22 protein-coding genes are annotated in these 26,712 nt (G+C 26.9%); 2 read left to right on the forward strand and 20 right to left on the reverse strand.

Annotated elements, in window-relative coordinates; genetic code table 11:
* Window positions 1-19 precede the first annotated feature (19 nt).
* The 10 genes from I1959_RS10295 to I1959_RS10340 form a co-directional block, all read right to left on the reverse strand.
* The gene (locus I1959_RS10295; protein ID WP_195238212.1) at window positions 20-718 is read right to left on the reverse strand and encodes a response regulator transcription factor; all 699 of its coding nucleotides are present in this window, start codon (window positions 716-718) and stop codon (window positions 20-22) included.
* A 52-nt stretch (window positions 719-770) separates the two neighbouring features.
* On the reverse strand, window positions 771-1,400 hold the full coding sequence (locus tag I1959_RS10300; RefSeq protein ID WP_092925282.1) for a DNA-3-methyladenine glycosylase: 630 nt from the start codon (window positions 1,398-1,400) through the stop codon (window positions 771-773).
* Window positions 1,401-1,555: 155 nt separating this feature from the next.
* The gene (locus I1959_RS10305) at window positions 1,556-2,254 is read right to left on the reverse strand and encodes a response regulator (protein WP_092925280.1); all 699 of its coding nucleotides are present in this window, start codon (window positions 2,252-2,254) and stop codon (window positions 1,556-1,558) included.
* Between the two features lie 16 nt (window positions 2,255-2,270).
* A complete protein-coding gene (locus I1959_RS10310) occupies window positions 2,271-4,967 on the reverse strand; it encodes a sensor histidine kinase (RefSeq protein WP_195238214.1) in 2,697 nt (898 codons plus the stop codon).
* A 14-nt stretch (window positions 4,968-4,981) separates the two neighbouring features.
* The gene (kdpC, locus tag I1959_RS10315) at window positions 4,982-5,551 is read right to left on the reverse strand and encodes a potassium-transporting ATPase subunit KdpC (RefSeq protein WP_195238216.1); all 570 of its coding nucleotides are present in this window, start codon (window positions 5,549-5,551) and stop codon (window positions 4,982-4,984) included.
* Between the two features lie 20 nt (window positions 5,552-5,571).
* The gene (kdpB, locus tag I1959_RS10320) at window positions 5,572-7,638 is read right to left on the reverse strand and encodes a potassium-transporting ATPase subunit KdpB (protein WP_166505608.1); all 2,067 of its coding nucleotides are present in this window, start codon (window positions 7,636-7,638) and stop codon (window positions 5,572-5,574) included.
* A 17-nt stretch (window positions 7,639-7,655) separates the two neighbouring features.
* The gene (kdpA, locus tag I1959_RS10325; RefSeq protein WP_166505609.1) at window positions 7,656-9,398 is read right to left on the reverse strand and encodes a potassium-transporting ATPase subunit KdpA; all 1,743 of its coding nucleotides are present in this window, start codon (window positions 9,396-9,398) and stop codon (window positions 7,656-7,658) included.
* A gap of 136 nt (window positions 9,399-9,534) precedes the next feature.
* Window positions 9,535-9,699, reverse strand: coding sequence for a hypothetical protein (locus tag I1959_RS10330; RefSeq protein ID WP_166505610.1), 165 nt, complete (start codon window positions 9,697-9,699; stop codon window positions 9,535-9,537).
* 58 nt (window positions 9,700-9,757) lie between these two features.
* Window positions 9,758-11,251: a glycine betaine uptake BCCT transporter gene (locus tag I1959_RS10335; protein ID WP_092925270.1), complete on the reverse strand. Its 1,494-nt coding sequence runs from the start codon at window positions 11,249-11,251 to the stop codon at window positions 9,758-9,760.
* A 188-nt stretch (window positions 11,252-11,439) separates the two neighbouring features.
* Entirely contained in the window at window positions 11,440-12,138 is a 699-nt protein-coding gene (locus I1959_RS10340) for a hypothetical protein (RefSeq protein ID WP_195238218.1), read from the reverse strand.
* Window positions 12,139-12,498: 360 nt separating this feature from the next.
* On the opposite strand from I1959_RS10340, the gene I1959_RS10345 reads away from it, so the two are divergent.
* The gene (locus I1959_RS10345; RefSeq protein WP_243240033.1) at window positions 12,499-13,083 is read left to right on the forward strand and encodes a DUF3793 family protein; all 585 of its coding nucleotides are present in this window, start codon (window positions 12,499-12,501) and stop codon (window positions 13,081-13,083) included.
* 214 nt (window positions 13,084-13,297) lie between these two features.
* On the opposite strand, the gene I1959_RS10350 is transcribed toward I1959_RS10345, so the two are convergent.
* The 10 genes from I1959_RS10350 to I1959_RS10395 all read right to left on the reverse strand — a co-directional run bounded on the left by I1959_RS10350 (window position 13,298) and on the right by I1959_RS10395 (window position 25,711).
* Window positions 13,298-15,406, reverse strand: a complete 2,109-nt coding sequence (locus I1959_RS10350) for an adenosylcobalamin-dependent ribonucleoside-diphosphate reductase (RefSeq protein ID WP_195238228.1) — start codon at window positions 15,404-15,406, stop codon at window positions 13,298-13,300.
* A gap of 104 nt (window positions 15,407-15,510) precedes the next feature.
* The gene (locus I1959_RS10355) at window positions 15,511-17,493 is read right to left on the reverse strand and encodes a penicillin-binding transpeptidase domain-containing protein (protein WP_195238230.1); all 1,983 of its coding nucleotides are present in this window, start codon (window positions 17,491-17,493) and stop codon (window positions 15,511-15,513) included.
* Between the two features lie 11 nt (window positions 17,494-17,504).
* A complete protein-coding gene (locus I1959_RS10360) occupies window positions 17,505-18,362 on the reverse strand; it encodes a DUF6241 domain-containing protein (protein ID WP_195238232.1) in 858 nt (285 codons plus the stop codon).
* Window positions 18,355-18,882, reverse strand: coding sequence for a sigma-70 family RNA polymerase sigma factor (locus tag I1959_RS10365; protein ID WP_092925260.1), 528 nt, complete (start codon window positions 18,880-18,882; stop codon window positions 18,355-18,357). Before I1959_RS10365 ends, I1959_RS10360 begins: the two co-directional genes overlap by 8 nt.
* Window positions 18,883-19,184: 302 nt before the next feature.
* The gene (gene fdhD / locus I1959_RS10370) at window positions 19,185-19,955 is read right to left on the reverse strand and encodes a formate dehydrogenase accessory sulfurtransferase FdhD (protein ID WP_092925258.1); all 771 of its coding nucleotides are present in this window, start codon (window positions 19,953-19,955) and stop codon (window positions 19,185-19,187) included.
* Window positions 19,942-20,577, reverse strand: coding sequence for a molybdenum cofactor guanylyltransferase (locus tag I1959_RS10375; protein ID WP_166505617.1), 636 nt, complete (start codon window positions 20,575-20,577; stop codon window positions 19,942-19,944). Before I1959_RS10375 ends, fdhD begins: the two co-directional genes overlap by 14 nt.
* A gap of 75 nt (window positions 20,578-20,652) precedes the next feature.
* Window positions 20,653-23,340, reverse strand: coding sequence for a formate dehydrogenase subunit alpha (gene fdhF, locus I1959_RS10380; protein ID WP_166505618.1), 2,688 nt, complete (start codon window positions 23,338-23,340; stop codon window positions 20,653-20,655).
* A gap of 127 nt (window positions 23,341-23,467) precedes the next feature.
* Entirely contained in the window at window positions 23,468-24,745 is a 1,278-nt protein-coding gene (locus tag I1959_RS10385; protein WP_195238234.1) for a VanW family protein, read from the reverse strand.
* A gap of 93 nt (window positions 24,746-24,838) precedes the next feature.
* Complete coding sequence (locus tag I1959_RS10390) at window positions 24,839-25,471, reverse strand: endonuclease/exonuclease/phosphatase family protein (RefSeq protein WP_195238236.1); 633 nt, start codon at window positions 25,469-25,471, stop codon at window positions 24,839-24,841.
* An 81-nt stretch (window positions 25,472-25,552) separates the two neighbouring features.
* Window positions 25,553-25,711, reverse strand: coding sequence for a hypothetical protein (locus tag I1959_RS10395; protein ID WP_092925248.1), 159 nt, complete (start codon window positions 25,709-25,711; stop codon window positions 25,553-25,555).
* A 426-nt stretch (window positions 25,712-26,137) separates the two neighbouring features.
* On the opposite strand from I1959_RS10395, the gene I1959_RS10400 reads away from it, so the two are divergent.
* A complete protein-coding gene (locus I1959_RS10400; RefSeq protein ID WP_092925246.1) occupies window positions 26,138-26,668 on the forward strand; it encodes a hypothetical protein in 531 nt (176 codons plus the stop codon).
* Window positions 26,669-26,712: the final 44 nt, after the last annotated feature.

Here is a 26,712-nt window from a genome sequence, read left to right on the forward strand (position 1 = left end):
AGAAATTATTAAGAAAGTATTAATTTTTATCTATTAGCTTATATCCTATTCCCCATACAGTTTGTATGTATTCTTTATGTATTCCATATTTAGATAGTTTATTTCTAATATTACTAATATGTACTGTTATAGTATTGTCATCTCCTAAAAATTCATCTTCCCAAACACTTTCAAATAAATTAGCTTTTGTAAATACCTTATTTGGATTTTTTATAAATATATTTAAAATTTTATATTCTATATTAGTAAATTCTATTAATTTATCATTAACGGTTACTTCTCTTTGTATATTATTCATTTTTATATCTTTAAAGCTTATTACATCTTCATTTATAGTATTTTTACCTATTTTATATCGTCTTAAATTCGTTTCTATTCTAGCTAGCACCTCATCTATATCAAAAGGCTTTGTTATATAATCATCCGCTCCCATTTTTAGCATTTTTACCTTTAAATCTATCTCCTCTCTAGCAGATATAACTATTGTAGGTATATCCATTTCTTTTCTTATATAAGAAAGTACATCTTCTCCATTTTTTCCTGGTAGCATTATATCTAAAAGTACCATAGATATATTTCCATACTTTATATTTATAATAGCCTCTGTACCTGAAAAGGCAGATATTATATCATATCCATTTTGCCTTAGCATATCACATAAGAGCTTATTTATGCTTATATCATCTTCAACCACTAATATTTTTGTATTTTTCCTCATAATATCCCCTTTATTAATTTGTTATTTATATAATTGTACCATAAACTCACATTTATTTAACAGAGACGAATTTATTGTCTTTTATATAAAATCTCCATAAATAATCTTTAGCTTCTTTAGCGTAATCTATATTAACTCTTTTACTATTTATTATTTCAAAATCATTACTACTATATATTTTCTTATTTCCTTCATAATAAAAATCACTTATAAAAAGTTCTTCACCTAGTATACTTTTACTATTTAAATCTCTACCTATATTAAGTGCCATACAAAGCTTCCCTGGTCCATTAGTTATATTTTTTTTCTGATATGAATTTAAGTCTTTATAATGTTTTTTATATCTATTAAAAGATATCTCATCTATTTCTTTAATAGGTTCTACTGCTCTTATAAGTACACATTCTGGTATATTTTCCTTGTTTGCAGATATATTTAAACAATTGTACATACCATATATTAAGTATACATATATATGACCGCCTTCTAAATAAAGAGGTGCTGTTCTATTGCTTTTTTTATCATTATATACATGTGATGCTTTATCATCTTTTCCCATGTAGCTTTCAGTTTCTACGATTTTTGTTACTATGGTTTCATTGTTGTATTTTCTTATTAAATATTTACCTAATATACCTTTAGCCACTTCTATACCATCTTTATTAAAAAAATCTTTATTCAAATATTATACCTCCTTGTTTTTTATATATTTTAATGTCATATGATTAGTATGTATCAAATTGAATAAATTTAATATCTATATTAGATACATTTAATTTTACTATAAAAAAAGAGTACTATTCTATTTAGACTAAGTACTCTTTTTTATTATTCTTTTTATAATTCATCATTTAACTTATATCCTATACCTATTTCAGTTATTATATATTCTGGATTTGCTGGTTCTTTTTCAATTTTTCTTCTTATCGTTGCCATAAATACTCTTAATGATTTTATTTCACCTCCAAGCGTACTTCCCCATATTTCTTTTGCAATAAACTTGTGTGTAAGAACTTTACCATGATATCTTACAAGTAAAGATAATATATCATATTCAATAGGAGTTAGATGTATTTCTTCATTTTTAATTGTTACCTTCCTTTTGTCAAAATCTATATATAAATCTTTATAATCAAAATTATTTTTAATTATAGCCTTAGGCTTATTTTTTTGCGAATGTCTAATAGCTACTCTAACCCTAGCTAATAGTTCAGCTACAGAAAATGGCTTTGTTATATAATCATCTGCTCCCATATCAAAAGCTTCTACTTTTTCTCTATCTTGTTCTCTTGCTGATACTACTATTATAGGTACATCACTCAAATTTCTTATATTTTTTATGACCTCTATACCATCTATATCTTCAAGACCTAAATCTAGTAATATGACATCTGGAGAGTAAGACATACAAAGAGATATACCTTCTTTACCAGTTGTTGCTTCTTTAACCATATAGTCTTGTGTTGTTAGTGATGCATTTATAAATTTTCTTATTGTACTGTCATCTTCTATAATTAATATAAGATATTTACTCATTTTATTTCCCCTCTGTCTAGTCTTCTTTTGGAAGTATGAATTTAAATGTTGCTCCTTTGTCTTTATTATTTTTTACACTTATATCACCTTTATGGGCATTTATTATAGACTTACATATGGAAAGACCTAGCCCAACTCCTTTTCTAGAATCGCTGTATTTTATTTCACCAGTAAAAAATCTATCAAAAATATTATCTATAACATTTTCACAAACACCCGGTCCATTGTCTTTTACCTCAAAAGCAATATATTCTCCCTCCTCATAAACCTTTATATTTATTTCACACTCCTCTTTAGAATATTTTATAGCATTATCTATTAAATTTATTAATACTTGTTCTATAAGTTTAGCATCCATAGGAACAAACAGTATTTCATTTGGTATATCTATCTTAAGTTTTATATATTGTATCCTCTTTTTTATATGGGATAAAGCCTCTGATATAACTTCTTCTATCATTTCTGGATTTTTCTTAACTTCAAGCTTTCCTTCATCTATCCTTGTCATACTAAGTAGGTTTTCAACTAACCTTATTAACCATTGAGTATCTTCAAATACTCCATGTAACAACTCATCTATTATACTTTCATTTATTGCATCTTTATTTTTTATGATAGTACTAACTGCACCACTTATTCCTGCAAGTGGTGTTCTTAAATCGTGGGATATTGCTCTTAATAGGCTACTTCTTAATCTTTCACTTTCAATTTCAAGGCTAGCTTCTTTTTGCACTTCTGCTAATATCTCTCTGTCTATAGATATAGCCATTTGTGCTATTACCGCTTCTATTAGGCATATATCCTCATTATCTATCTTTTTACCTAAAGAAGAAATACCTATAACACCTAAAGTCTCATTCATACCAATTATAGGCATATAAAAACCTCTAGATCCTGGTAATGTAGCTGTACCATTTCCGGCAATAGTACTATTGTTAAATACCCATTTAGCTACTGCCTTTTCAGACTCTGATATAAAAATCTCTTCATTTTCTTTATTTTTTATATTCTTATATAATTTTAATTCTTTTTGCTTCTTATCCTTTATATAACATACTACATTTTTATCAAGACCTACCGAAAGTAATTCTAATCCTTTTTTTATAATTTCTTCTTTATTCGATAATCTCAAGAAGCTTCTATTTATTTCATATAACATATGAGTATTTTGTTCTCTTTTTGAATATATTTCAACTTGCTGTTGTATTATTGATGTAAGTGTTGATGTTATTATACCTACTATACAAAATACAACTAGTGTTATTATATGATTTGGATCATCAATATCTAAAGTATAAAAAGGTTCTGTAAATAAGTAATTTAAAAGGATTACATTTATAACTGAGCTTATTATTCCCGCTGTATATCCTTTTGTAATAACAGATACTAAAGCAACACCTAGTATATAAATTAAATATATATTTTCTTGTATAAATCCCATATATTTTAATACAGAAGATATTACCGTAACTACTATTGTTATGCATAATAATTTTATTATATCAAGACTACTTACTTTAATCTTTGATATTAAACTACTTTCATTTTTAGTTATATATCTATTACTGCTTCTTCCTTTATAAGGTATTACATGTATATCTATGTAGTCAGCTTCATCTATTAATTTATCTACTATATCTTTTTTAACAAATTTAGAAAATATACTATGAGTTCTATGATTTCTACCTATTATAATTTTGGTTACATTTCTCATTTTTGCAAATCTTAAAATATCTTCCACCATATTATCGCCATGTAAAAGCACAATCTCAGCACCTAGTTTTTTTGCAAGTTCTAGGTTATTTTCTAACTGTTTTTTTGCTTCTTTTGACATTTCTTTCTGGCTTGGATTTTTTATATGTATAGCTATTAATTTTGATAACGATGCTTGTGATATTCTAGATGCAGTTCTAAGTATTTTTTGAGATGATGGCGATGGTGAAACACATGCAAGTATTGTTTCTGAGGTTGGGATTACTATTTCTTTTCCTTTTGATAGTCTAGTTATTTCAACCTCTTTATTTACCTTTTGTGCTGTTTTTCTAAGTGCCAATTCTCTTAGTGCTATTAAATTATCTTTAGTAAAAAAATTTTCTTGTGCCCTTATTGCTTGTTCTTTTTTGTATATTTTACCTTGATTAAATCTCTCTAACAACACATCCGGTTCTACATCTATTAACTCAAGTTGTGATGATAAATCTATTATTTTATCTGGGATAGTTTCTTTTACACATACATTGGTAACAATTTCAATTATATCATTTAAACTTTCTAAGTGCTGTACATTTACTGTAGTATATACATCAATTCCTGCCATTAGAAGTTCCTCTATATCTTGCCATCTTTTAGCATGTCTGCATCCTTTAGCGTTTGTATGTGCCAACTCATCTACTAATATTACTTCTGGGTTTCTTTTAAGAGCTAAATCTAAATTAAATTCCTTTAAAACTATATTTTTATACTTTACTTCTTTTATGTCTAAAACCTCTAGTCCATCTATTAAAGCCAGAGTTTCTTTTCTTGAATGTTGTTCTACATATCCTACTACTACATCTACTCCATTTTCTTTTAGAGTATGTGCAGATTCAAGCATGGAGTAGGTTTTACCTACTCCTGCTGCATACCCAAAGAATATTTTCAATTTACCTCTTTTTGACTTTTCTTCTTCACTATTTAATTTTGATAATAAACTTTCTGGATCTGGTCTATTCATATTTCCCCCATTAACTATTTGATTTTTTCTAAATCTAAGTTAAGATTTAATACATTAACTTTATCTTCTCCAAATATACCCATAAATTTCTTTTCTGTATTGTTATCTATTAATTCTAATAATTTTTCTTTCGAAACTTTACTATATTTTGCTATACGATCTACTTGATATATTGCTCCTTTTAATGATATATGTGGGTCTAATCCACTTCCTGATGCTGTAACTAAATCAACAGGTATTTTCTTATCACTATTTTCTTCATACTTTTTATATAATTTTACTCTTTCATCTATTACTTTTTCAAAATCTTCTCCTGTTGGGGACATATTACTTCCAGCAGAACTTAATCCATTATATGGATAGTCTGAAGTTGCTGATGGTCTTGACCAAAAGTAATCTGGGCTAGTAAAGTTTTGTCCTAATATTTCTGAACCTATGCTTTTACCATCTTCTTTTATTATACTACCATTTGCCTTGTACGGTACAAATATTTGTGCAAAAGCTGTTACTGTAACTGGATACAAAATTCCTGTTATTACTGTCATTATTATAAATATTAAAGATGCTTTTTTTATATATTCCATATTAAACTCTCCTTATTTAACTATATAAACATAATCATGCTTATAAGCATATCTATTAATTTTATAAATATAAATGGTGTGATAATGCCTCCGACACCATATATCATTAAGTTTTTTGATAATAACTTACTAGCAGGAAGCTCTATGTATTTAACTCCCTTTAAAGCAAGAGGAACTAACGCTATAATTACAAGTGCATTGTATATAACAGCACTCATTATTGCACTTTCTGGGCTAGATAGATTCATTATATTCAATTTATCAAGTTGAGGATATATACCTATAAATAGGGGTGGTATTATAGCAAAATATTTTGCTATGTCATTTGCTATACTAAAAGTTGTAAGAGCTCCTCTAGTCATTAATAGCTGTTTACCTATTTTTACAATCTCTATTAACTTTGTTGGACTTGAGTCTAAGTCTACCATATTACCAGCCTCTTTAGCAGCTTGAGTTCCTGTATTCATTGCAACTGCAACATCTGCTTGTGCAAGTGCCGGAGCATCATTACTTCCATCTCCTGTCATTGCTACTAAATGCCCTTTTCTTTGATATTCATGTATTAAATCAAGCTTAGCTTTAGGAGTTGCTTCTGCTAAAAAATCATCTACTCCAGCTTCTGCTGCAATAGCTGCTGCTGTTAATGGATTATCACCCGTTATCATAATAGTCTTTATTCCCATTTTTCTTAAATCGTTAAATTTTTCAGATACACCTTTTTTTAGTATATCTTTTAGATATATTACGCCTAATACTTTTTCATTTTTACAAACTACTAAAGGAGTTCCTCCCTTTTTAGATATTGACTCTACTATCTCATCACATTCCTTTGGATAATTACCTCCCATATTTTCTACAAATTCTTTAATAGCACTTGCTGCCCCTTTTCTTATCTTGTCTTGACCTATATTAGTACCACTCATTCTAGTTTTTGCAGAAAATGGAACAAATTCAGGATTTTTAACATCTAAGTAGTTTCCATTTATTGCCTTCTTCTTTTTTGCAAGTATTACTATACTTCTTCCTTCTGGAGTTTCATCTAGTGTAGAACTTAATTCAGTATAATAAACAAACTCCTCCATATCTACATTTTTAAGAGGTATAAATTCACTTGCCTGTCTATTTCCATAAGTTATAGTACCTGTTTTATCTAGAAGTAAAATGTCTACATCGCCTGCTGCCTCTATAGCTCTTCCTGATGTTGCTAATACATTTTTATTATTTAATCTGCTCATTCCTGCAATACCGATTGAGGAAAGTAGTGCTCCTATTGTAGTAGGTGCTAGACAAACTAATAAGGCTACTAAAGATGTTATAGAAACTACACTTCCTACTCCATTTTGATTTACAGCAAATCTACTAAATGGATATAGTGTAATTGTAACTACTAAAAATATTGCTGTTAACGCTATTAGTAAAGTTTGAAGAGCTATTTCATTTGGAGTTTTTTTTCTTTGTGCCCCTTCAACCATAGCAATCATTTTATCTAAGAAACTTTCACCTGCATTTGATGTAACTTTTACTATTAAGTAGTCTGATACCACCGTTGTTCCACCGGTTACTGCGCATCTATCTCCACCAGATTCTCTTATAACTGGTGCACTCTCACCTGTTATGGCACTTTCATCAACAGATGCCACTCCTTCTATAACATCTCCATCTGCTGGTATTTGGTTATTTGCTTCTACTAAAACTATATCTCCTTTTTTTAGTAAATTAGATGGAATCATTTCAAATTCACTATCTATATTACACTCTTTGAGCTTTTTAGCTAAAACGTCCTTTTTAGCAGCTCTTAAGCTACTTGCTTGTGCTTTTCCTCTACCTTCTGCTATTGCTTCTGCAAAATTTGCAAATAACACTGTTGACCATAAAAATATACTAATTGTTATAGTAAATGGTGTATTGTCATTTGTTATGTTAAAAATAGATAAAACACTTATAATACTAGTTATTATGGAACCTACATAAACTATAAACATTACCGGATTTTTTAGTTGATTCTTGAAATCTAATTTTTTTATAGAATCTTTAGTAGCCCCTTTTAAAATATCTTTATTTATGAAAGTCTTATTTAAATCACCCATAATCTTATCTCCTTATATTAAAATATCATGCTCAAGTGTTCTGCTATTGGTCCAAGTGCTAAAGATGGTAAGAAACTTAATGCACCTATCATAAGTACTACTCCTACCAATAAAAATACGAATAGTGTATTGTTAGTGGCTAATGTACCCGAACTTTGTGGAACTATTTTTTTGCTAGCTAAAGACTCTGCTATATTTATTATTAATATTATAGGTATAAAGCGAGCAAGTAACATTACTATACCTGTTAATAAATTTACGAATATATTATTTGCACCAAATCCTGCGAATGCACTACCATTATTGTTTCCTGTAGAGCTTAATGCATATAATATTTCTGAAAATCCATGAGCCCCACTATTGTTTAATAAATCACTTGCATTTGGTAACATACAAACCATAGCAGTTCCAACTAAAACCAAGACTGGAGTAGTTATTATTAAAATAGATGCCATCTTCATTTCAAAAGGTTCTATTTTCTTTCCTAGATACTCAGGAGTTCTACCTACCATAAGACCTGATATAAATACTGTTAATATTACAAACGCTAACATGCCATATAGTCCACAACCAACTCCTCCAAATACTACTTCACCTAGTTGCATAAGTAGTGTTAAAATCATTCCTCCTATTGGTGTGAAAGAGTCATGCATAGAATTTACAGAACCATTAGATGCTGATGTTGTTGTTACCCCCCATATAGCAGAATTCGTAACTCCGAATCTAACCTCTTTTCCTTCCATATTTCCTCCAGACTGATTATCATCTATCTCACTGTATATATATGGATTATTTACTAATTCTGGAGTTGACTTGTATTCATAATACATAGTTGTTGCCATAGCTATTACAAATATTACTATCATTGCAGATAAAAGTGTGGTTCCTTGTTTTTTATCTTTTACCATGTCACCAAATGTAAAGCATAATGCTGCTGGTATTAATATAATTGATACTACTTGAGCTATATTTGATAATAATGTTGGGTTTTCAAGTGGATGTGCTGAATTCGTTCCAAAGAATCCTCCTCCATTTGTTCCTAATTGTTTTATTGCTATTTGGCTTGCTGCAGGACCTCCTGGAATAATCTGAGTATCTACTGTACTTTTATCATCTAAAACTATTTCTTCTACTAAGCTTACTTCTTGATAAGGTTTAAAGTTTTGCACTACTCCTTGAGTTGTTAAGAATATTGCAAGTACCATAGATAAAGGTATCAGCACATATAAAGTCGATTTTATTAAATCTACCCAGAAGTTTCCTAGTTTAGAACATTTAGTTCTCTTAAATCCTCTTATTAAAACCATAAGTACACTTATCCCAACTGCTGCTGATACAAAGTTTTGAACTGTTAGACCTAACATTTGAGACATATAGCTTAATGTAGTCTCTCCACTATATGCTTGCCAATTTGTATTAGTTATAAAGCTTGCTGCTGTATTAAAAGCTAAATCCCAATTTACATTACTTAATTTTTCAGGATTTAGTGGTAATATATACTGAATCATTTGTAAAAACATAACAAATAATAAACTAATGACACTAAATGCCATTAAACTTAAAATATATTCTTTACCTGACATTTCTTCATTTTCATTTATTTTAAGAACTTTATATATCCATTTTTCTATAGGTTTTATTACTTTACTTAGAAATACTCTTTTACCTTTAAATACCTTAGATATATAAATTCCCAAAGGTTTTGCTAGCAATAAAACTATTGCTATAAAAAATATTACTTGAATTACAATGCTACTCATTTTTTCTCCTCCTAATTTTTGTATATGATTATTCTATTATTTTTTATATAAAATGAATGTTAATATAATTCTATATACATTAAGATTGTATAAAGATTAAATAAAAAAGTACCTAGATTAATCTAGGTACTTTTTGCTATTTTTTATCATTATATATTTTACTACTATCAGAAACATTTTTTAAAGTTGACGTCCACTCATTATTAGTAGCGTCTTTTTTATTTCTATTAGCTTTATTAGTTACACATTCATTAGAACCTGACCATTGGTTATTTCCTTCACATTTTTTGTTATTATTCATAATGTCACTCCTTAAAAGTAATATCGTTTATATTTTTTCTTATTTGTATATTTTAATACTAGTGCTTTTTAGGGTGCTTTGGTATTTTATATATTTTTTCTTTCCTAAGTTCCATTATAAAAGATAGCATCATAAGTACTAATATTATACTAAATGGAAGTGCCGTAACTATTGACATTGTTTGAAGTCCTTGAAGTCCTCCACTAAGAAGTAGTGCTACTGCAACTAATGCCTGAAGTATTCCCCAGACTAATTTTACCTTATTAGTTGGTTCCATAGAACCTTTAGCACTAAACATACCTAATACAAAAGTTGCTGAATCTGCCGATGATACGAAAAAAGTAAGTATAAGTATCGTTGCTATTATGCTTATAATATATCCAAATGGCAAACTCTCTAACATTACAAATAAAGTTGAACTCATATCTACTTTTAATGCTTCAAGTAGTGCTAGATTGGTATTTATCTCTAAGCTTAATGCAGTTCCTCCAAATACAGCAAACCATATACAACTAAATAAAGATGGTACTAATAATACTCCTATTATAAATTCTCTTATGGTTCTTCCTTTAGATACCCTTGCTATAAATACACCAACAAAAGGTGACCAAGCTATCCACCATGCCCAGTAAAATAATGTCCAATTGGCTATCCAATTTGATTCTTCAAATGGTGTTAATCTCAAACTCATAGATATAATATTTTGAAGATAATTTCCTAAATTATTAGTAAATACCTCAAGTATATTTGCTGTTGGTCCTAGTATAAATACAAATATTAAAAGTAATACAGCTATACCTACATTTATATTACTAAGTATTTTAATTCCTTTTTCAAGTCCAGTTGTTGAAGATATTAAAAATAATATAGTAGATATTATTATTATTATTATCTGATTAAATATATTTATATTTATTCCAAATAAATTGTTAAGTCCTCCGTTTATTTGCATGGCTCCAAGACCTAAAGATGTAGCAACTCCAAATGCCGTTGCTATTATTGCAAGAATATCTATAAACTTAGATTGTGGAGAATTCAAATCACCTCCTATAATTGGAGATAGAGTCTGACTTATAAGTAACTTTTTGTCCTTTCTAAATCTAAAATAAGCTATAGTAAGTCCTACTAAAGAATATATAGCCCATGCATGAAGTCCCCAATGAAAAAATGAAAAAGTTATAGCAGCATTAGCAGCTTCAGGTGTAAGTTTTGGTATTCCTGATAAAGGATAAATATAATGATCTAAAGGTTCTGCTACTCCCCAAAACACAAGACCTATACCCATTCCTGCGCTAAATAGCATTCCAAACCAAGTTATATTGCTAAATTCAGGTCTATCATCCTCATGCCCAAGTCTTAGTCTACCGTATTTACTAAAGGCTAATGCAATCATAAATACTAATACTAAAAATGTAATTATAAGAAACATCCATCCAAATTTATCTGTTGTAAAAGCTAACGCAAGTGTAGCTGTACTTGCTAAAGAATTTGGAGATATAAGTCCCCACAATACAAATAACCCAATTATTGCTACGGATATATAAAAAACCATATGAAAAACTCCTTATCAAATGTATTTCTGATTTAGTTTCTCTTAAATCTATATTTTGTATACTGATTTTTATAAAAAAGAGTACTTCTAAGAAGTACTCTTTTACTCTATCCGAAAAATTAATTATATAAATTTATATGTATTAATAAAAAAACATCTATAAAGATTTATAGATGTTTTTATTAAAATTACTTTTTAACATTATCATTTTTATTAATATTGTTATTGTTATTATTATTGTTGTTATTATTAGTATTGTTATTATTAGTATTGTTATATTTACTAGTATCTATTCCTAATGATCTATTCATATCTTCTAATAATTTTTCAAATTGGTTTTTTTCACCTTTATCTGTTTTTGTTGCTTCATCTACAACTCTCATAAAGTCTTCTTTTGACTTACTTAAATCTTCTTTTGATATTTTATCTAAATTTTTTAATTTTGTATCTATATTATCTATAGTTTTTTCGCCTTCTCTTATAAGATCTTTATTCATTTTATCTAATTCTTTATCATCTGTTTTTACATCATTTTTTAAATTATTTACAAAAGCTTGAGTTTTATCTCTTGCATCTTTATATGCTTCTTTTACATTAGATAAATATTTTTCATTTCCTGGGTACTCATTTGTTTCATAGTACTTAGATACACTTTGTGGAGATAAGTAAACTTTATAATTATTTAAATCATTCATATAATCTCCATAAAATCTTGAGTACTGAGTTACATAATCATTATCTCTTACAGAAGTATTATCTCCTGTTGGAGTCTCTACTTTTGTACCTTTTGTATTTTCGTTCGCATTTTTTCCATTGTTATTACATGCTACTACTCCAAGTGATAACATTAATGAAAGTCCTATTGTCATAAGTTTTTTTAGTTTCATATTTTACCTCCAATTTTTCTTTATGTAATTATTTACTCTACTATTATTTACTAAATCTTAAATATTATTATAAAAAATTTAACATTTTAAATTTCTTATTTTACCATAATTGCCATAAAAATTAATCTATATTTCTGTATTATTTTTATAATTTTTGAACAAACTTTTAGTAAGAATATTGTAATAAAATTTGCATTTAATTTAAGTTATATAACGATAATAAAATGTTTATACCTAATACTAAACGTGATATTTTCAATACTAAAAATTATTAATTAATAAAATTTATCATTGAAATTGATTATCATTTATTCTATAATATAATTAATTGATAATAATTTTCATTAGGAGTTGATAGTTTTGAACTGTTATTCATGTAAAACTAATATAAATTCATCATATATAAAATGGTTATTAGAAATACTAGGTCCTGTACTTATGGGTTCTAAGCCTTGTGAAATACTTAGTATACCTAGTTTTGATAAAAATAAAGATAATAAAATAAACGATATAAAAAATCACTTTAAATTATGTAAAAAAATTAATTATATAATAATAGATAAAAAAGAAAAGGGACTTAAACTATTATTTATAAATAAAGACTCCTTATCTACTCAATTAAATAATAAAAAAATCCATAACTTTTTAAAATATTTAGGTTATCCATCTAATTTAGATACAGATTTATACCTTAATCACTTGATAAACAAATTAGAGGGAGATGATTTCCCAGATGAAATAGGTATATTTTTAGGATATCCACTTAAAGATGTAGTAGGATTTATGGGTTATGGTAGTTATAAGTTTCATAACACTAAATATTGGAGAGTATATGGTGATCCTAAACCTTCAGAAGACTTGTACTTTAAATTTCTAAGCCATAGAGAAAAGTTAAGAGATATGTTAAAGTCTCAAAGTGTAAAATATATACTTTCATCTCTTTAAAATAGTTAACCAGAAATACATAAATATACAACAAAAAAAGAGCTATCTTTATATAAAGATAGCTCTTTTTTTATATTTCATCTGCTATATCCCAACATTTGCCCACGCATAAACCCATCTACTATTTCTTTAATAAATTTTAACATGGAATCTCCCCCTATATCTCCTCGTTATTTATTTTATAATTATATTTATTTGCTAAAATTTCTTTTTATTAGTTACACTTACTATACCCACATTGCAAACATACCCCGCATCCACCTGATGGTATTATAGATTCACTTTTACACTCTGGACATATAAATTTTTCATTTTCTATTGTATCTGCATATAAATTTTCTTTTTTATCATCTTTTGGCTTTTCATTAACCAATATCCCACTTCTCTTACAACCATCTCTGTATATAGTTATCCCTTTTAAATTATTTTTCCAAGCACTCATATAAATATTGTACACATCATCTACAGTAGCTTCATGAAATAGATTTATTGTAGATGATATAGATGCATCTATATGTTTTTGCCATGCGTTTTGCATTCTTATTCTATCCTCTGGATTTAACTTCATAGCGGTTACAAATATGTTTGGTAAATCTTTTTCATTTACTATATTATATTCATCCATATACTCTTTTACTATAGGAGTATATACCTTGTAATATACATCCTCATCATGCAAGCTTTCTGTTTTTCTTATGTATGATAAGTTAAATATTGGCTCTATACCACCACTTATACCAAGCATAGTTGATATAGAGCCTGTAGGTGGTATTGTCAATAATTGAGAGTTTCTAAGCCCATATTTCCTAATTAAATTCTTAACATCATCATCAACATTTTCTTTGAAGAAATTAGAACTAAAAACTGCTTCTTCATCATATTTTTCATAACTTCCATAATCCCTTGAAAGAATTGCTGATTGCTTTAAGGCCTCATTTAACATAATCTTTGATAACCTTTCACATAAGTTTATAGAATTTTCACTTCCATATACTAAATTTAACTTTATAAGCATATCCGCTATTCCCATAACACCTAAACCTATTTGTCTATAATTTTTTACACTCTCTTTTTGTATATCTAGAGGATGAAGATTAAGACCTTCTTCTAACACTTCATTTAATCCTACAACACAATCACGTACAGTTGACTTAAATTTATTAAAATCAAAAACTGCTTTTTTTGTAAATGGCTCAACTACAAACTCAGCTAAATTTATAGAACCTAGTAAACAGCTTCCTCCAGCTGGTAATGGCTCTTCTGCACAGGGATTTACACCTTCATATCTAAAATTTTTATCTTCACTTAGTAAGTGATTTTTATTAATATTATCCCAAAATAAGATACCTGGCTCTGCATAATCCCAATTATTTTGTATGAGTTTCATAAATAAACTATATGCATCTACTTCTTTATTTATAACTTCATCAGTTTCCTTTACTAAAAATTTACAAATAAACTTTTCTTTATTTTCTACAGCTCTCATAAACTCATCATTTATTCTAACTGATATATTTGCTTTAGTAATTTTTTCTAAATTTGTTTTTATATCTATAAACTCTTCTATATCAGGATGATTAACATCCATTGATATCATAAGAGCTCCTCTTCTTCCCCTTTGGCCTATAAGACCAGTTGTCATAGAGTAAAGATCCATAAATGATACAGCCCCTGTAGTAGTCTTTGCTGCATTATATACCCTTGATCCTCTTGGTCTTAAATTTGATATATCAATTCCTACTCCTCCTCCATAACTAAATGTTCTAGCTAAATATTTTGCAGTATCGAATATAGACTCTATATTGTCTTTTGGTCTAGATAATACATAACAATTAGAGTAGGTTACTTTTATACCATACTTATTAAGACCTCTATTTGCAAGTATTCTTCCTGCAAATAAAAACTTCTTTTCTCTTATAAGCTTTTCTATTTTTTTATTTCCTCCAGATACTCTTACTAGCCACTCATCAAAGCTTTCATTATTATATTGATATTTGTTTGACCATATAGACTTTTGAAGCTCTTCCATTTTCCACTTAGAATATCTTATATTTGCTCTTTTTTCTCTATATAATATGTACTTTTTAGCTACATCTTTTCTATTTGATTCCATAAGATATAACTCTACCATATCTTGTATTTCTTCTACGTTTATAGGTTTATTTGTATTAATTAAACTTTTTTCTATCTTGTTAGCTATATCTATAGCTAACTCTTTATCTTCATCAAACTTGCTATTTATAGTTGATTTATAAATAGCATTATATATCTTACTTTTATCAAAGCTCTCTTTTGTTCCATCTCTTTTTATTATATTTATCATTAGCTAATCCCTCATATTAATATTTTATATTTTGATTATTAATATCTTTCCTTAATCTAGTTTAAATTATTAATATAAAAAACTAATTAATTTTATATATACTTTTAGTTTAAGTAATAATTTAGTATATTCTTAACCTTAGGTACTACATATTCACTAGTAGATTTATTTATATTCTCTACTATCATAGATATAGCTATTTTGGGGTCATCTTCATTTACTGCAACAAACCATCCATTATTAATACCGCTATTATCATCTTTACTATTTTTAATTTCAGCAGTTCCAGTTTTCCCCATTATATTTTTACCTTCTATTTTAGCAAGATATCCAGTTGAATCTTCATCGTTTATAGCACCTTTAAAGCATTTTTTTAATTCTTCTATATATTTCTTATCTATAGCATTTTTATATACTTTACTTTCTTTGTTTTCACTTATAACAAGTCTTGGTATCATTATATTTCCATCATTAACTAAAGCACTATAAGAAAGTACAACATCTAGTGGTGTCATTAAAATTTCCCCTTGACCATATCCTGTATCTCCTAAAAGAATTTCATTGTCTAATTTCCCATTATTAGATATTTGAGAGTTTTGCATAGGATATTCAAAAGTAATTTTTTCTCCTATTCCAAATTTTTTAAGACCTTTTATATAATCTTCTTCTCCTAATTTTATAGCCTTATCTGCAAAGTATATATTATCAGAATATTTTACTGCATCGTATAGATTAACAGGTCTTTTTGTATCTTTTACTCTTGTTACGCTATAATTCCCCCAACTACTATCCTTTTGCCAACTCTCCCCCTTTATATCCATGTATTCGTTAGGATTTATAACTCCACTTTCTAATCCAATACTAGATGTAATTAGTTTTATAGTTGACCCTGGAGAGTATGAATCATTAGCTCGATTTTCAAACTGTATATTATTTTGATTTTCCCACTTATTAGCTATTTCTTTAGTCTTGTATGTAACCAGTGTATTAGAATTATAAGATGGAGAACTTACCATAGCTAATACTTCTCCATTTAGAGGATTAATTGCTATAGAAGCTCCTTTATCTCCTTTTAATTCATTGTATATACTATCTTGAAGTTTAGAGTCTATAGATAACTTTATATCTTCTCCATTTCTTTGATTTACTTTGCCTATTTCTATTTTCTCATTTCCTCTTTTTAGATAAGCCTCTACTCCATCAATTGCTCTTAGTCTATCTTCATATATTTGTTCTAATCCTGCTTTTCCAATCTTACTAGTCTGTGAATATCCTTTACTTTTTTCTAATTCTTCTTTTGTTATATTTCCTATATATCCAATTAAATTTCCCAAAGCTTCACTATTTTTATATACTCTAGACACTTCTTCTTTTATACTAATGCCTTCTATTAATTTCAAATTATTTATTCTATCATTTTCGTACGGTGATACATTTAATAAATGTACTAACTGGCTACTTGGCTTATCTTTTATTGTATCTTCTATATATTCTTTGCTTATATCTAGTATTGTTGCTACCTTGTCTATATTTTCTATTTTGTTTTTATTAAATACTTCTGGATGTATATAAACTGAATTTACATTAGAGTCAATTGCTAGTTCTTCGTCGTTTCTATCTAATATTTTTCCCCTAGTGGCCTTTTTGGTTTCTACTCTTACTAAATCTCCTTTTTTCATATTAGGTAGTATTAAACTTTCATCCCATAGTATTTTATATCTATCATCTTCCTTAACTAAATTTATATTTAAATTATCATAATCTAATTTGCCTACGATAGTGTTTATACTCATAGATGCTAATATTTTTAAATCTTTATCAATCTCTTTTATTTTTATATTTATATCTCTTGCGTTTATTGAGCCATAAATTTTTTCATATCTATTTGTAAATTCTTCATAGGATATCTCCTTCTTGGATTTAATAGATATATTTTCATATAATTTATCAAACTTTCTATCGTTTAAATCCTTAGTAAAACTATCTATAATTTGTTTTACTTCACTTTCATTACTACATCCTACAAACAATAATGTAATCATAATAATTACCCCTAATAATATAAGTATTTTTTTTAATCCCCCCATAAAAATCCCCCCTATTTAAAATATTTAGATTTTATTTTATTTACCTCATCATGCTTTATAGCTATTGCCTTTCCAACCTCTCCTCCTAGTATATTCCATACATAGTTATGAACTTCTACTGCATTATCAAAATCACCTTTTTTCCAATTTAATAATTGTCTATTTAGATATTCCTTAACACCATTATCTTTTATATATCCTAAAGAAGTTATGGCTATATCTACACTTTCAGGTGTTATCTCTACCATCCCATACTTTCTATCATCTATAGCTTTTATAATACTATTTGCCATTTCATGTATAAACTGTATGCTTTGATATTCACTATTTGGCATATATAAATTATTTACTTGTACGTTATCTTCCTCTTTTATATCTTCATTTTTTTCTTTATCTGAAATTTTAAGTTCTTTATTTAAGTCTTCATCTGTTTTATTTACCTTGTACTCTGTAGTTTCTACTACTTCAAACTTTATACTACCATTTTCATCTAACTTAGCTTTTGGTATATATTTATCTACTCCTATAAAAGATGCAATTTCATCTACTTGTAAAGTGTCATTTATAGTTTGGAAGAAATTTTTAACTGGTGGTAACTTGTGTGCAAGCACAGGGTTATATATACCAACAGATAATATAATCCCTAGGCTTGCGGCTATATACATAAATTTCCTTTTGATTTTTTTTATCTTAATATCTTTTTCTGCATTATTTATGGCATTTTTTATTAAAATATTTAAGTCACTTGGAACTTCAATTGACTCTATTTTTTCTTTATCTATGTAAAAATCATTAATTTCTTTATCTATGTCTTTTATATCTATATCTATATCAATTAAATTATCTTCAACTTTATTTTTTTTACTCATTCCCATAGCCCTCCTTTAATATACTTTTCATATCTTTTATTGCTTTTCTTAGATGAGTTTTTATAGTATTAATAGGACGGTCTAGTATATTTGATATTTCTTCTACCTTTAAATCTTCTATATATCTAAGTATAATTGCATCTTTATATTTATCTTCTAATTCATCTATAGCATTGTATAAATCTATTTTTGTTTCAATCTTATCATCTATTAAAACTTCTTTTGTATATGAATTTTCATTATGTCCTAAATCTATCATCCCATTTTTTCTTAAATAATCATTTGTTGTGTTTATAAGTATTTTACTTATCCAAGTTTTAAAATACTTAGGCTCTTTTAATTTTTGTATATTCTTGTATGCTTTATATACTGTTTCTTGAAATATTTCCTTTGCATCTTCCTCATATTTACACCTTATATATATTTCCTTGTATAGTCTTTTTGAGTATATATTTATCAATTTCTCAAAAGCTTCTTTATCACCTTTTATTGCCTTTTCGGCTAGTATTACTTCATCCACTTTTTTACTCCCTTCTTACTTTCATTTCTGATTACATTTATTAGACTCTGGGTTTTAGTAAAAAGTTTTAACTTTTTTATAAAAATATAAAAAATACTAGAAAATTTTATTCTAGTATTTTCAGCAAATATTTTAAGTTTACCTTTTATATTTTTATACCATATACTGTAGTTATAATAATGTTATAATTTTTATATATATTTTTTAAGTCAATAAATTTAAAATATTATTAATACCTTTATTATATCAATATACTTATTTTTTCAAAAAACGGTATTAATAAAGCATATATAATAATGTTACTAATCATTATATATATTCATTTTTTCTCCCCTTGCAAAGCCTATTACTTTAATACCTAATTCTTTTGATAATTTCATAGCCATATCAGTTATAGCTGATCTTGATACTATATATTTTAAATTTAAATTAAAGCATTTTAATATTATTTCAGATGTTATTCTTCCACTTGTAAGTATTAATTTATTATTTATATCTATATTATCTACTAAACACTTCCCTATTACCTTGTCTAATGCATTATGTCTTCCTATGTCTTCTTTAAAAAATAATATCTCTTTAAAATTACTAAGAGCTACACTATGTACCCCACCAGTATTTTTAAATACTTCTGATTTTTCATTAAATTTATTTATAAGCTTATTTATATTTTTATAATCTAACTTATCTATATTTAAAGTATCATCAAGTTTTATTTTTAACTTTTTTAAAGACTTATAATATATACTCCCTTTACCACAACCACTAGTTATAGCTCTTTTTTCATTTAACTTATTATTTATATTGTTTTTATTAACTATTTTTATATCTACATATCCTTCTTTTTCAAATACATTAATGCTATTAATATCATTATATGAAGTTATTATCTCATCTGAATACAAAAATCCTACTGCTAAATGTAGTAATGAACTTGGAGTACATATTAGTGTTATATATTCATATTCGTTTATATATATAGTAAATAAATACTCTACCACTATATCATCATCAACTTCTATTAATTCCCCATTTATGTATCTTTTTATTTTATATTTTTTAACCACATCCATAGCTATATATTTCCTTTTTATAAGAATCTAGTTCTTCTCTTGTATTTAAGTTTGTAAACATATTTTCATTAAATTTATTATTTTTAAATTCATCTTCTTTAACATAATACACATTTTTATTATTTCTTTCAAAAAAGCTTATTATAGATTTTCTATTTGAGTTTAATATATAATCTTTCATTTCATATCCTAATTTTTTTTTATAAGCACCATGAAAAAGCTGTATTTTATCATTTAATATAGATATATAAATATGAGATTCCTTTTTATCTTTTATGTCTTTATTGACCATTGCTTTAATGTATTTTATATAATTATCATCTAAGACAGGCATATCACAAGCTATTATATAAGCATATAAACTACTACTATTTTTAAGCCCTACACTTATTCCTGCCAGTGGTCCCATACCCTTTATTTCATCCTCTACAACTTTGTACCCTAAATCTTTATAATACTCTTTTTTATTAGTCACTATTATTATTTCTTTAAAGTGTTTTTTAAGCTTTTTAGCAATATCTAATATTAATCTCTTTTCATTGATTACTAAAAATTGCTTATCAAACCCCATTCTACTACTTTTTCCGCCAGCTAGTATTATAGCTGTATTTAGATTATCCATATTAATCACCTTTATATTAAAGTAGTGTTTTAAAAATAAGGATATAAATTAATTTATATCCTTATTTACTATATTTTAAGCATGTGCTAATTCTTTATTTCTTATTTTTTCTACTTTTATAGCACATACCTTTAAATCTGGTACTTTACTCACCTTATCTAATGTAGTATTAGTAAGATAATTTGCAGCTCCATCAGCAAAGTGGAAAGGCATAAAAAATACATCTTCATCAACTATATCAGTTATTCTTACATAAGTTTCTATTTCTCCACGCTTTGAAGATACCTTTATTTTTTCATTTTCTTTAAATCCTAGCTTATTGGCTGTTATTGGATTTACTTCTATATATGAATGTGGTGCCTTTTCATTAAGACCCTCTACCTTACCTGTCATTGTTCTGGTATGATAATGATATAATATCCTTCCATTAACTAATGTATATGGATACTCTTCACTTAAACCTTCAAAACTTAATGTATAATCACAAGGAACAAATGTTGCTTTACCTTTTGCAAATTTATCTGTATGTAATATTTTAGTTCCCTCATGATTAATGTTGGTACATGGCCACTGTAATCCTTTCATTTCTATTCTTTCATAAGTTATTCCAGCGTATGATGGTGTTAATTCACTAATCTCTTTCATTATTTCTTTTGGAGATTCATAGGTTTTATCATATCCTAATTTATTCATGATCTCCATCAATATAACCCAATCAGGTTTTGAATTATATACAGGCTTTATAGCTTCCCTTATTCTTTGAACTCTTCTATCCGTATTTGTAAATGTTCCATCTTTCTCTGCAAAAGATGCAGCAGGTAAAACTACATCTGCAAGTTCTGCTGTTTCAGTTAAGAATATATCTTGTACAACCAAGAAATCTAGTTTTTCTAGAGCCTTTTTTATATGATTTATATCTGGGTCTGATATCATAGGATTTTCACCCATTATATATAAAAACCTTATATCGCCATGTCCTATAGCATTAGTTATCTCTGGAACTGTTAAACCTACCTTATTAGGCAATTTTACTCCCCATGCATTTTCAAATTTTTTAACAATATCTTCATTTAATACACTTTGATATCCTGTAAATACATTCGGTAAAGCTCCCATATCACATGCACCTTGCACATTGTTTTGGCCTCTAAGTGGATTTACTCCAGTATATTCTTTTCCTAAATTACCGCATAAAAGTGCTAAATTTGATATACTCATTACATTTTGGGTTCCTGTTGAATGTTGAGTTATACCCATAGAGTAAAATGTTGCACTGTCATTAGTTGCATATATTCTAGCAGCTTTTATAATATCATCTTTATCTACTCCACATATTCTAGCACCTTCCTCAGGTGTATAATCTTTAACTAATTCTTTTAAAGCTTCATAGTTTTCAGTTCTTTCTTTTATATATTCATCATCTTGTAAATTTTCAGATATTATAACATTCATCATAGTGTTTAATAAGGCTACATTTGTTCCAGGATTTATCTGTAAAAATACATCAGCTCTTTTAGCTAGCTCTATTTTTCTTGGGTCTGCTACGATTAATTTCGCTCCTTTACTTACTGCTTGTTTTATTTTCGCTCCTATAACAGGATGATTTTCTGTTGTATTAGAGCCTATTACAAATATAGATTCTAAATTACTTACCTCTTCAATGCTATTTGTCATAGCACCACTACCTAATGTAGTTGCAAGACCTGCAACTGTTGAGGAATGTCAGAGTCGAGCACAATGGTCTACATTATTAGTTCCCATTACTCCTCTTATCATTTTTTGGAATAAATAGTTTTCTTCATTACTACATCTTGCTGAAGATAGCCCTGCAAAAGCATCACTACCATAAACTTTCTTCGTTTTATTAAAGTTTTCTAATATGTAGTCATATGCTTTCTCCCAAGTAACTTCTTCAAATTTTTCACCAACTTTTATTAGTGGATTTTTAAGTCTATCTTCATGATTTATAAATTTGTATCCAAATTTACCTTTAACACACAGTAGTCCATCATTTACTTCACCAAATACTGGTTGAGATCCTACTACCTTATCATCTTTAACTTGTAACTCTAATTGACATCCCACTCCACAATAAGAACAAGTAGTCTTCACTTTTTTAGTGTTGTAAAAATCTGCATTTTTAGGAACTAGTGCTCCTACTGGACAAATTGATACACAATTACCACAAGATACACAACTTGATTCATTTAAATTTTCTCTAAAGAATGGAGTAATTTCAGTTTCATAACCTCTATCAACTGAACTTATAGCACTCACTTCTTGTAATTCTTCACATACTCTTACGCATTTTTTACAAAGAATACATTTATTTGGGTCATAATAAAAAAATGGATTACTGTCATCAATAGGCAATTTCTTAGGCTGGTTGTCATATTTAGGTTTGAAATTATTTAGATATATACTTGAATAGTCTTGTAATTTACATGAACCTGATCTTGCACATGTTGTGCACTCTAATGGATGGTCTGATATCATAAGTTCTAATATTTCTTTTCTTGCGCTTTGTACTTTCTTGCTATTTGTTAATATTTCCATTCCTTCTTTTACTATTTTTCCACAAGCTACTTCTAAATTTTTACTTCCTTTAATCTCTACTACACACATTCTACATAGTCCGCTTGGATTTAATCTTTCATCATTACAAAAGTTAGGCAATTCTATTCCTATACTTTTACAAGCATTAAAAATTGTGGTTCCTTTTTTAACACTAACTTTAGTATCATTTATAATTATATTTACCAAAGTATTACCCCCTATTAAAATTTAACTGTTTTAATATTTTCAACCATATATACTTCTATTCCTTCTATAATATGATATTTTATATTAACTTATGAAAAAAAAGCCTATGAAAATACATAGGCTTTTTTTATTTATTAGGTTTTTTATATACACTTTTATGAATGTACTCTGTATCTATTACATTTCCATTTGAATCTTTATATTTTCTATAAGTTTTTGATGCATCTAAACCATTTTGTTTAAATGCCTCTACATATATTTCTATATTTTTTTTATCACTATCATTTCCATATATCCTACAAGTTAAAGTACCATTTCCTACTACGGTTTTCACATATACAGGATGGTTATATTGATTTTTAAATCTAAAATCAGTTCCACCGTCATTTACCATAGCATCTCTACCTATTGGAACATAAGTTGATAATAAGGAATGATTAGTTATTGAAATTAGCTTAAGCCCAGATTCTAAAACTGCATTATATAAAGTAGTAGAAACTTGACATACGCCTCCACCTAATCCATCTTCTAGCTTTCCATTTATAATAACAGGTGCATCCTTATATCCATTAGCCTTATTTCTCACCCCTGTATATTCATTATATGAGTATTCTTCACCAGGCATTAAAAGTACATCACTACTTTTATTTCCCGCTACTCTTATATTTTGTACTCTCCCAGTTAAAGATGTAGAAAACTTAGTTGTAAATTCTCCTAATAAAGTATTTACACTTTTAGCATCTTCAGTTTTAACATGAGGTTTTTTTATATTTACCTTTAAATTTATATCACTATAGTTTTTATTCTTTATATTATTTAATATTACATCTTTAGTGTTTGCTATGTCTAATTCTTTACCAATTGTTGATGGTGATGTACTAATTCCTCCATAATTTGATATATAAACTTTCGCATTAATCATATCAACATTTATATCTTTTGATATATTTTGTATTTTTTCACTAAGCTTAGCCTCATTGTAATTAGAATTTATATTGAACTCTTTTTTATCCTTTCTAAGTGATAAATATCGTTTTATGTTTTCTATGTAACTATCAGTTTTAGTATAGTTATAAGCTTTATCAATTACATTTTTTGTATCATAAGTTAGATCTATATCATTTGGAGATATCTTATATGATTTATCTTCATACAAAAGATTTATGTCACGTGGTGATATATTTTCATCTACAACTTTAATAGCTTCTTCTTTTGTCATATTAGATACATCTACATTTTCTATATATATGTTTTTTGCTATTTTATCATTATAAATACAATTTTTATTAAAATAATTAATCATAATTCCAAGTATAAATATTAACCCTATACTAGATATAATAGATGTCTTTCTTTTATTCTCTTTAAGTCTATAAGACCTAGATGACTTTTTTTCTTTACTCATTACTCCACCTCATTTTAAATTGTAATTAAATTATATTTGATTAAATTTTTTCAAACAAGATTAGAATAAAATGTGTAACTTTATTGTTACATTTTATCTGAATTTACAGATTATTGGATAATGATCTGAATAGTCTATCTTATCTATATAATAATCATCTATAGTTATTAGTTTGTCTGAGAATATATAATCTATTCTAGCATCATTTTTTATAAATGTTCCTTTTTGGAAATTTCCTGTATAAATAGCTACATCATTATACGTATTTATACTTAAATTTTTCTCATTTAAATCTCCGCATATTATAATCTTATTCGGTAGTTTATTTGAGTAATTTAATATCTCATTTATCTGAATATACCTTTCGTTTTTATCTAATCCTAAGTGGGTATTTATAATATTAAACTTTCCATTTTTAGAAAATACGTTTGTATATAAAAATCCTCTTTGTTCTTTTTTACTAGTTAGCAACACGTGTTCGTGTACGTCTATTTCATATTTTGAAAAAGTGCATATACCATACATCATATTTTGATTTATAATATTTGCACAAAATACTCCATCCATATTTAAGTTTTGTTTTAACTTCGCAAACTGTGGATACAAAACTTCTTGTAGGCAAATAACATCAAATTCTTTGCTCTTTAAGTATTTAGTTATCTTATTTAAAGTGTTTTTATTATTTAAATCACTAGCCTTATGTATATTATATGTTACCATTTTCATACCAAAGCCTCCTTAATTACACTTATTTATAAAATATTAAAACCTAGCTTAGACATGTTATCAGCTAAGCTAGGTTATTTTTTAATGCTTAATTTCCTTTTGAATTTTTGTAAACCTTCCCTTACTACCTATAAATATAAATCCTGTTCTATTATACAATTCATTTAACTCACTTAAACTTACTTCCCCATTTTTTAAATTAGATAATGTTATCTCCTTTATATTTCTAGTAGTTATCATCCTTAGTAACACTCCTTTTTAAAATCTTTATATCTCATTATATTTTTAAACTTTTTTAAATATTACTATTTTTTAAATTATTTATATATTTTAATTTTAAAACAATCGTTCCTTTACTTTTCTTACATTTTAGATTATATACCAAACAACCGTTCTTAGCAATAGCAAATATACATTTTTTGATATTAATATTATTTTTTATTTTTCTATGTATATTTTGTTCTGTTTTTTATAATTTATTTAAATACTATATTTTGTCTAATCTTTATGTATTTTTTAAAAATATTTGAATTTTAAGGATTATCATTGTTGCAATTTGAGGAAAACTATTCATGTTTGTAATATTATCTTGCCTTTATTTTATTGTTTATTTCTTCTCCAAGTACTACTATTATATTGAGGGGATATAAAAAAAGGGGGATGAATGTGAAAACTACAGTTAATAAGACCATTCCATTTAAGCAAAGAGATAATGATAAAAACAATAATATAAAGCCTGATAATAAGTCTAATGTCTATGGTAAAGTCATTCCTTATCCTAGGTTTAAAAAGAAAAAAGAAAAAAGTGTTAATTTTATCAAGAATAATAAAATATTTTTCATTATACTTTCTATAGTATTATTCTTTAGTTTGATATTTTTTATAGATACAACTCTTTTAAAAGGTAAGATCGGTCCAACTGGAAGACCTTTATCAATTAATAAACAAACTAATATTGCTGTTTCTGATAAAGAATTCAAAACTTATTCTGAAATTCTAGAAAAAGATATAGTTAGTGTATTATCTATAAACAGCAAGTATAATATATCCCCTAATTCTATGCATAAAAATGGAGATAGAGTGTATGTTCAAGGTGATATACACATAAACGGCAAAAATAGCCAACCTTTTGATGCAATACTCGATAATAGCAATACTAGCTCGATTGTTATAAATGGAGATGAATATGTAAAGTAAAATATAAATATATAATCTTTAAAGTAAAAAAATAGGTAAAAAGC

The organism is Romboutsia sp. 1001285H_161024_C4, assembly GCF_015550185.1.
GTDB lineage: Bacteria > Bacillota > Clostridia > Peptostreptococcales > Peptostreptococcaceae > Romboutsia_C > Romboutsia_C hominis.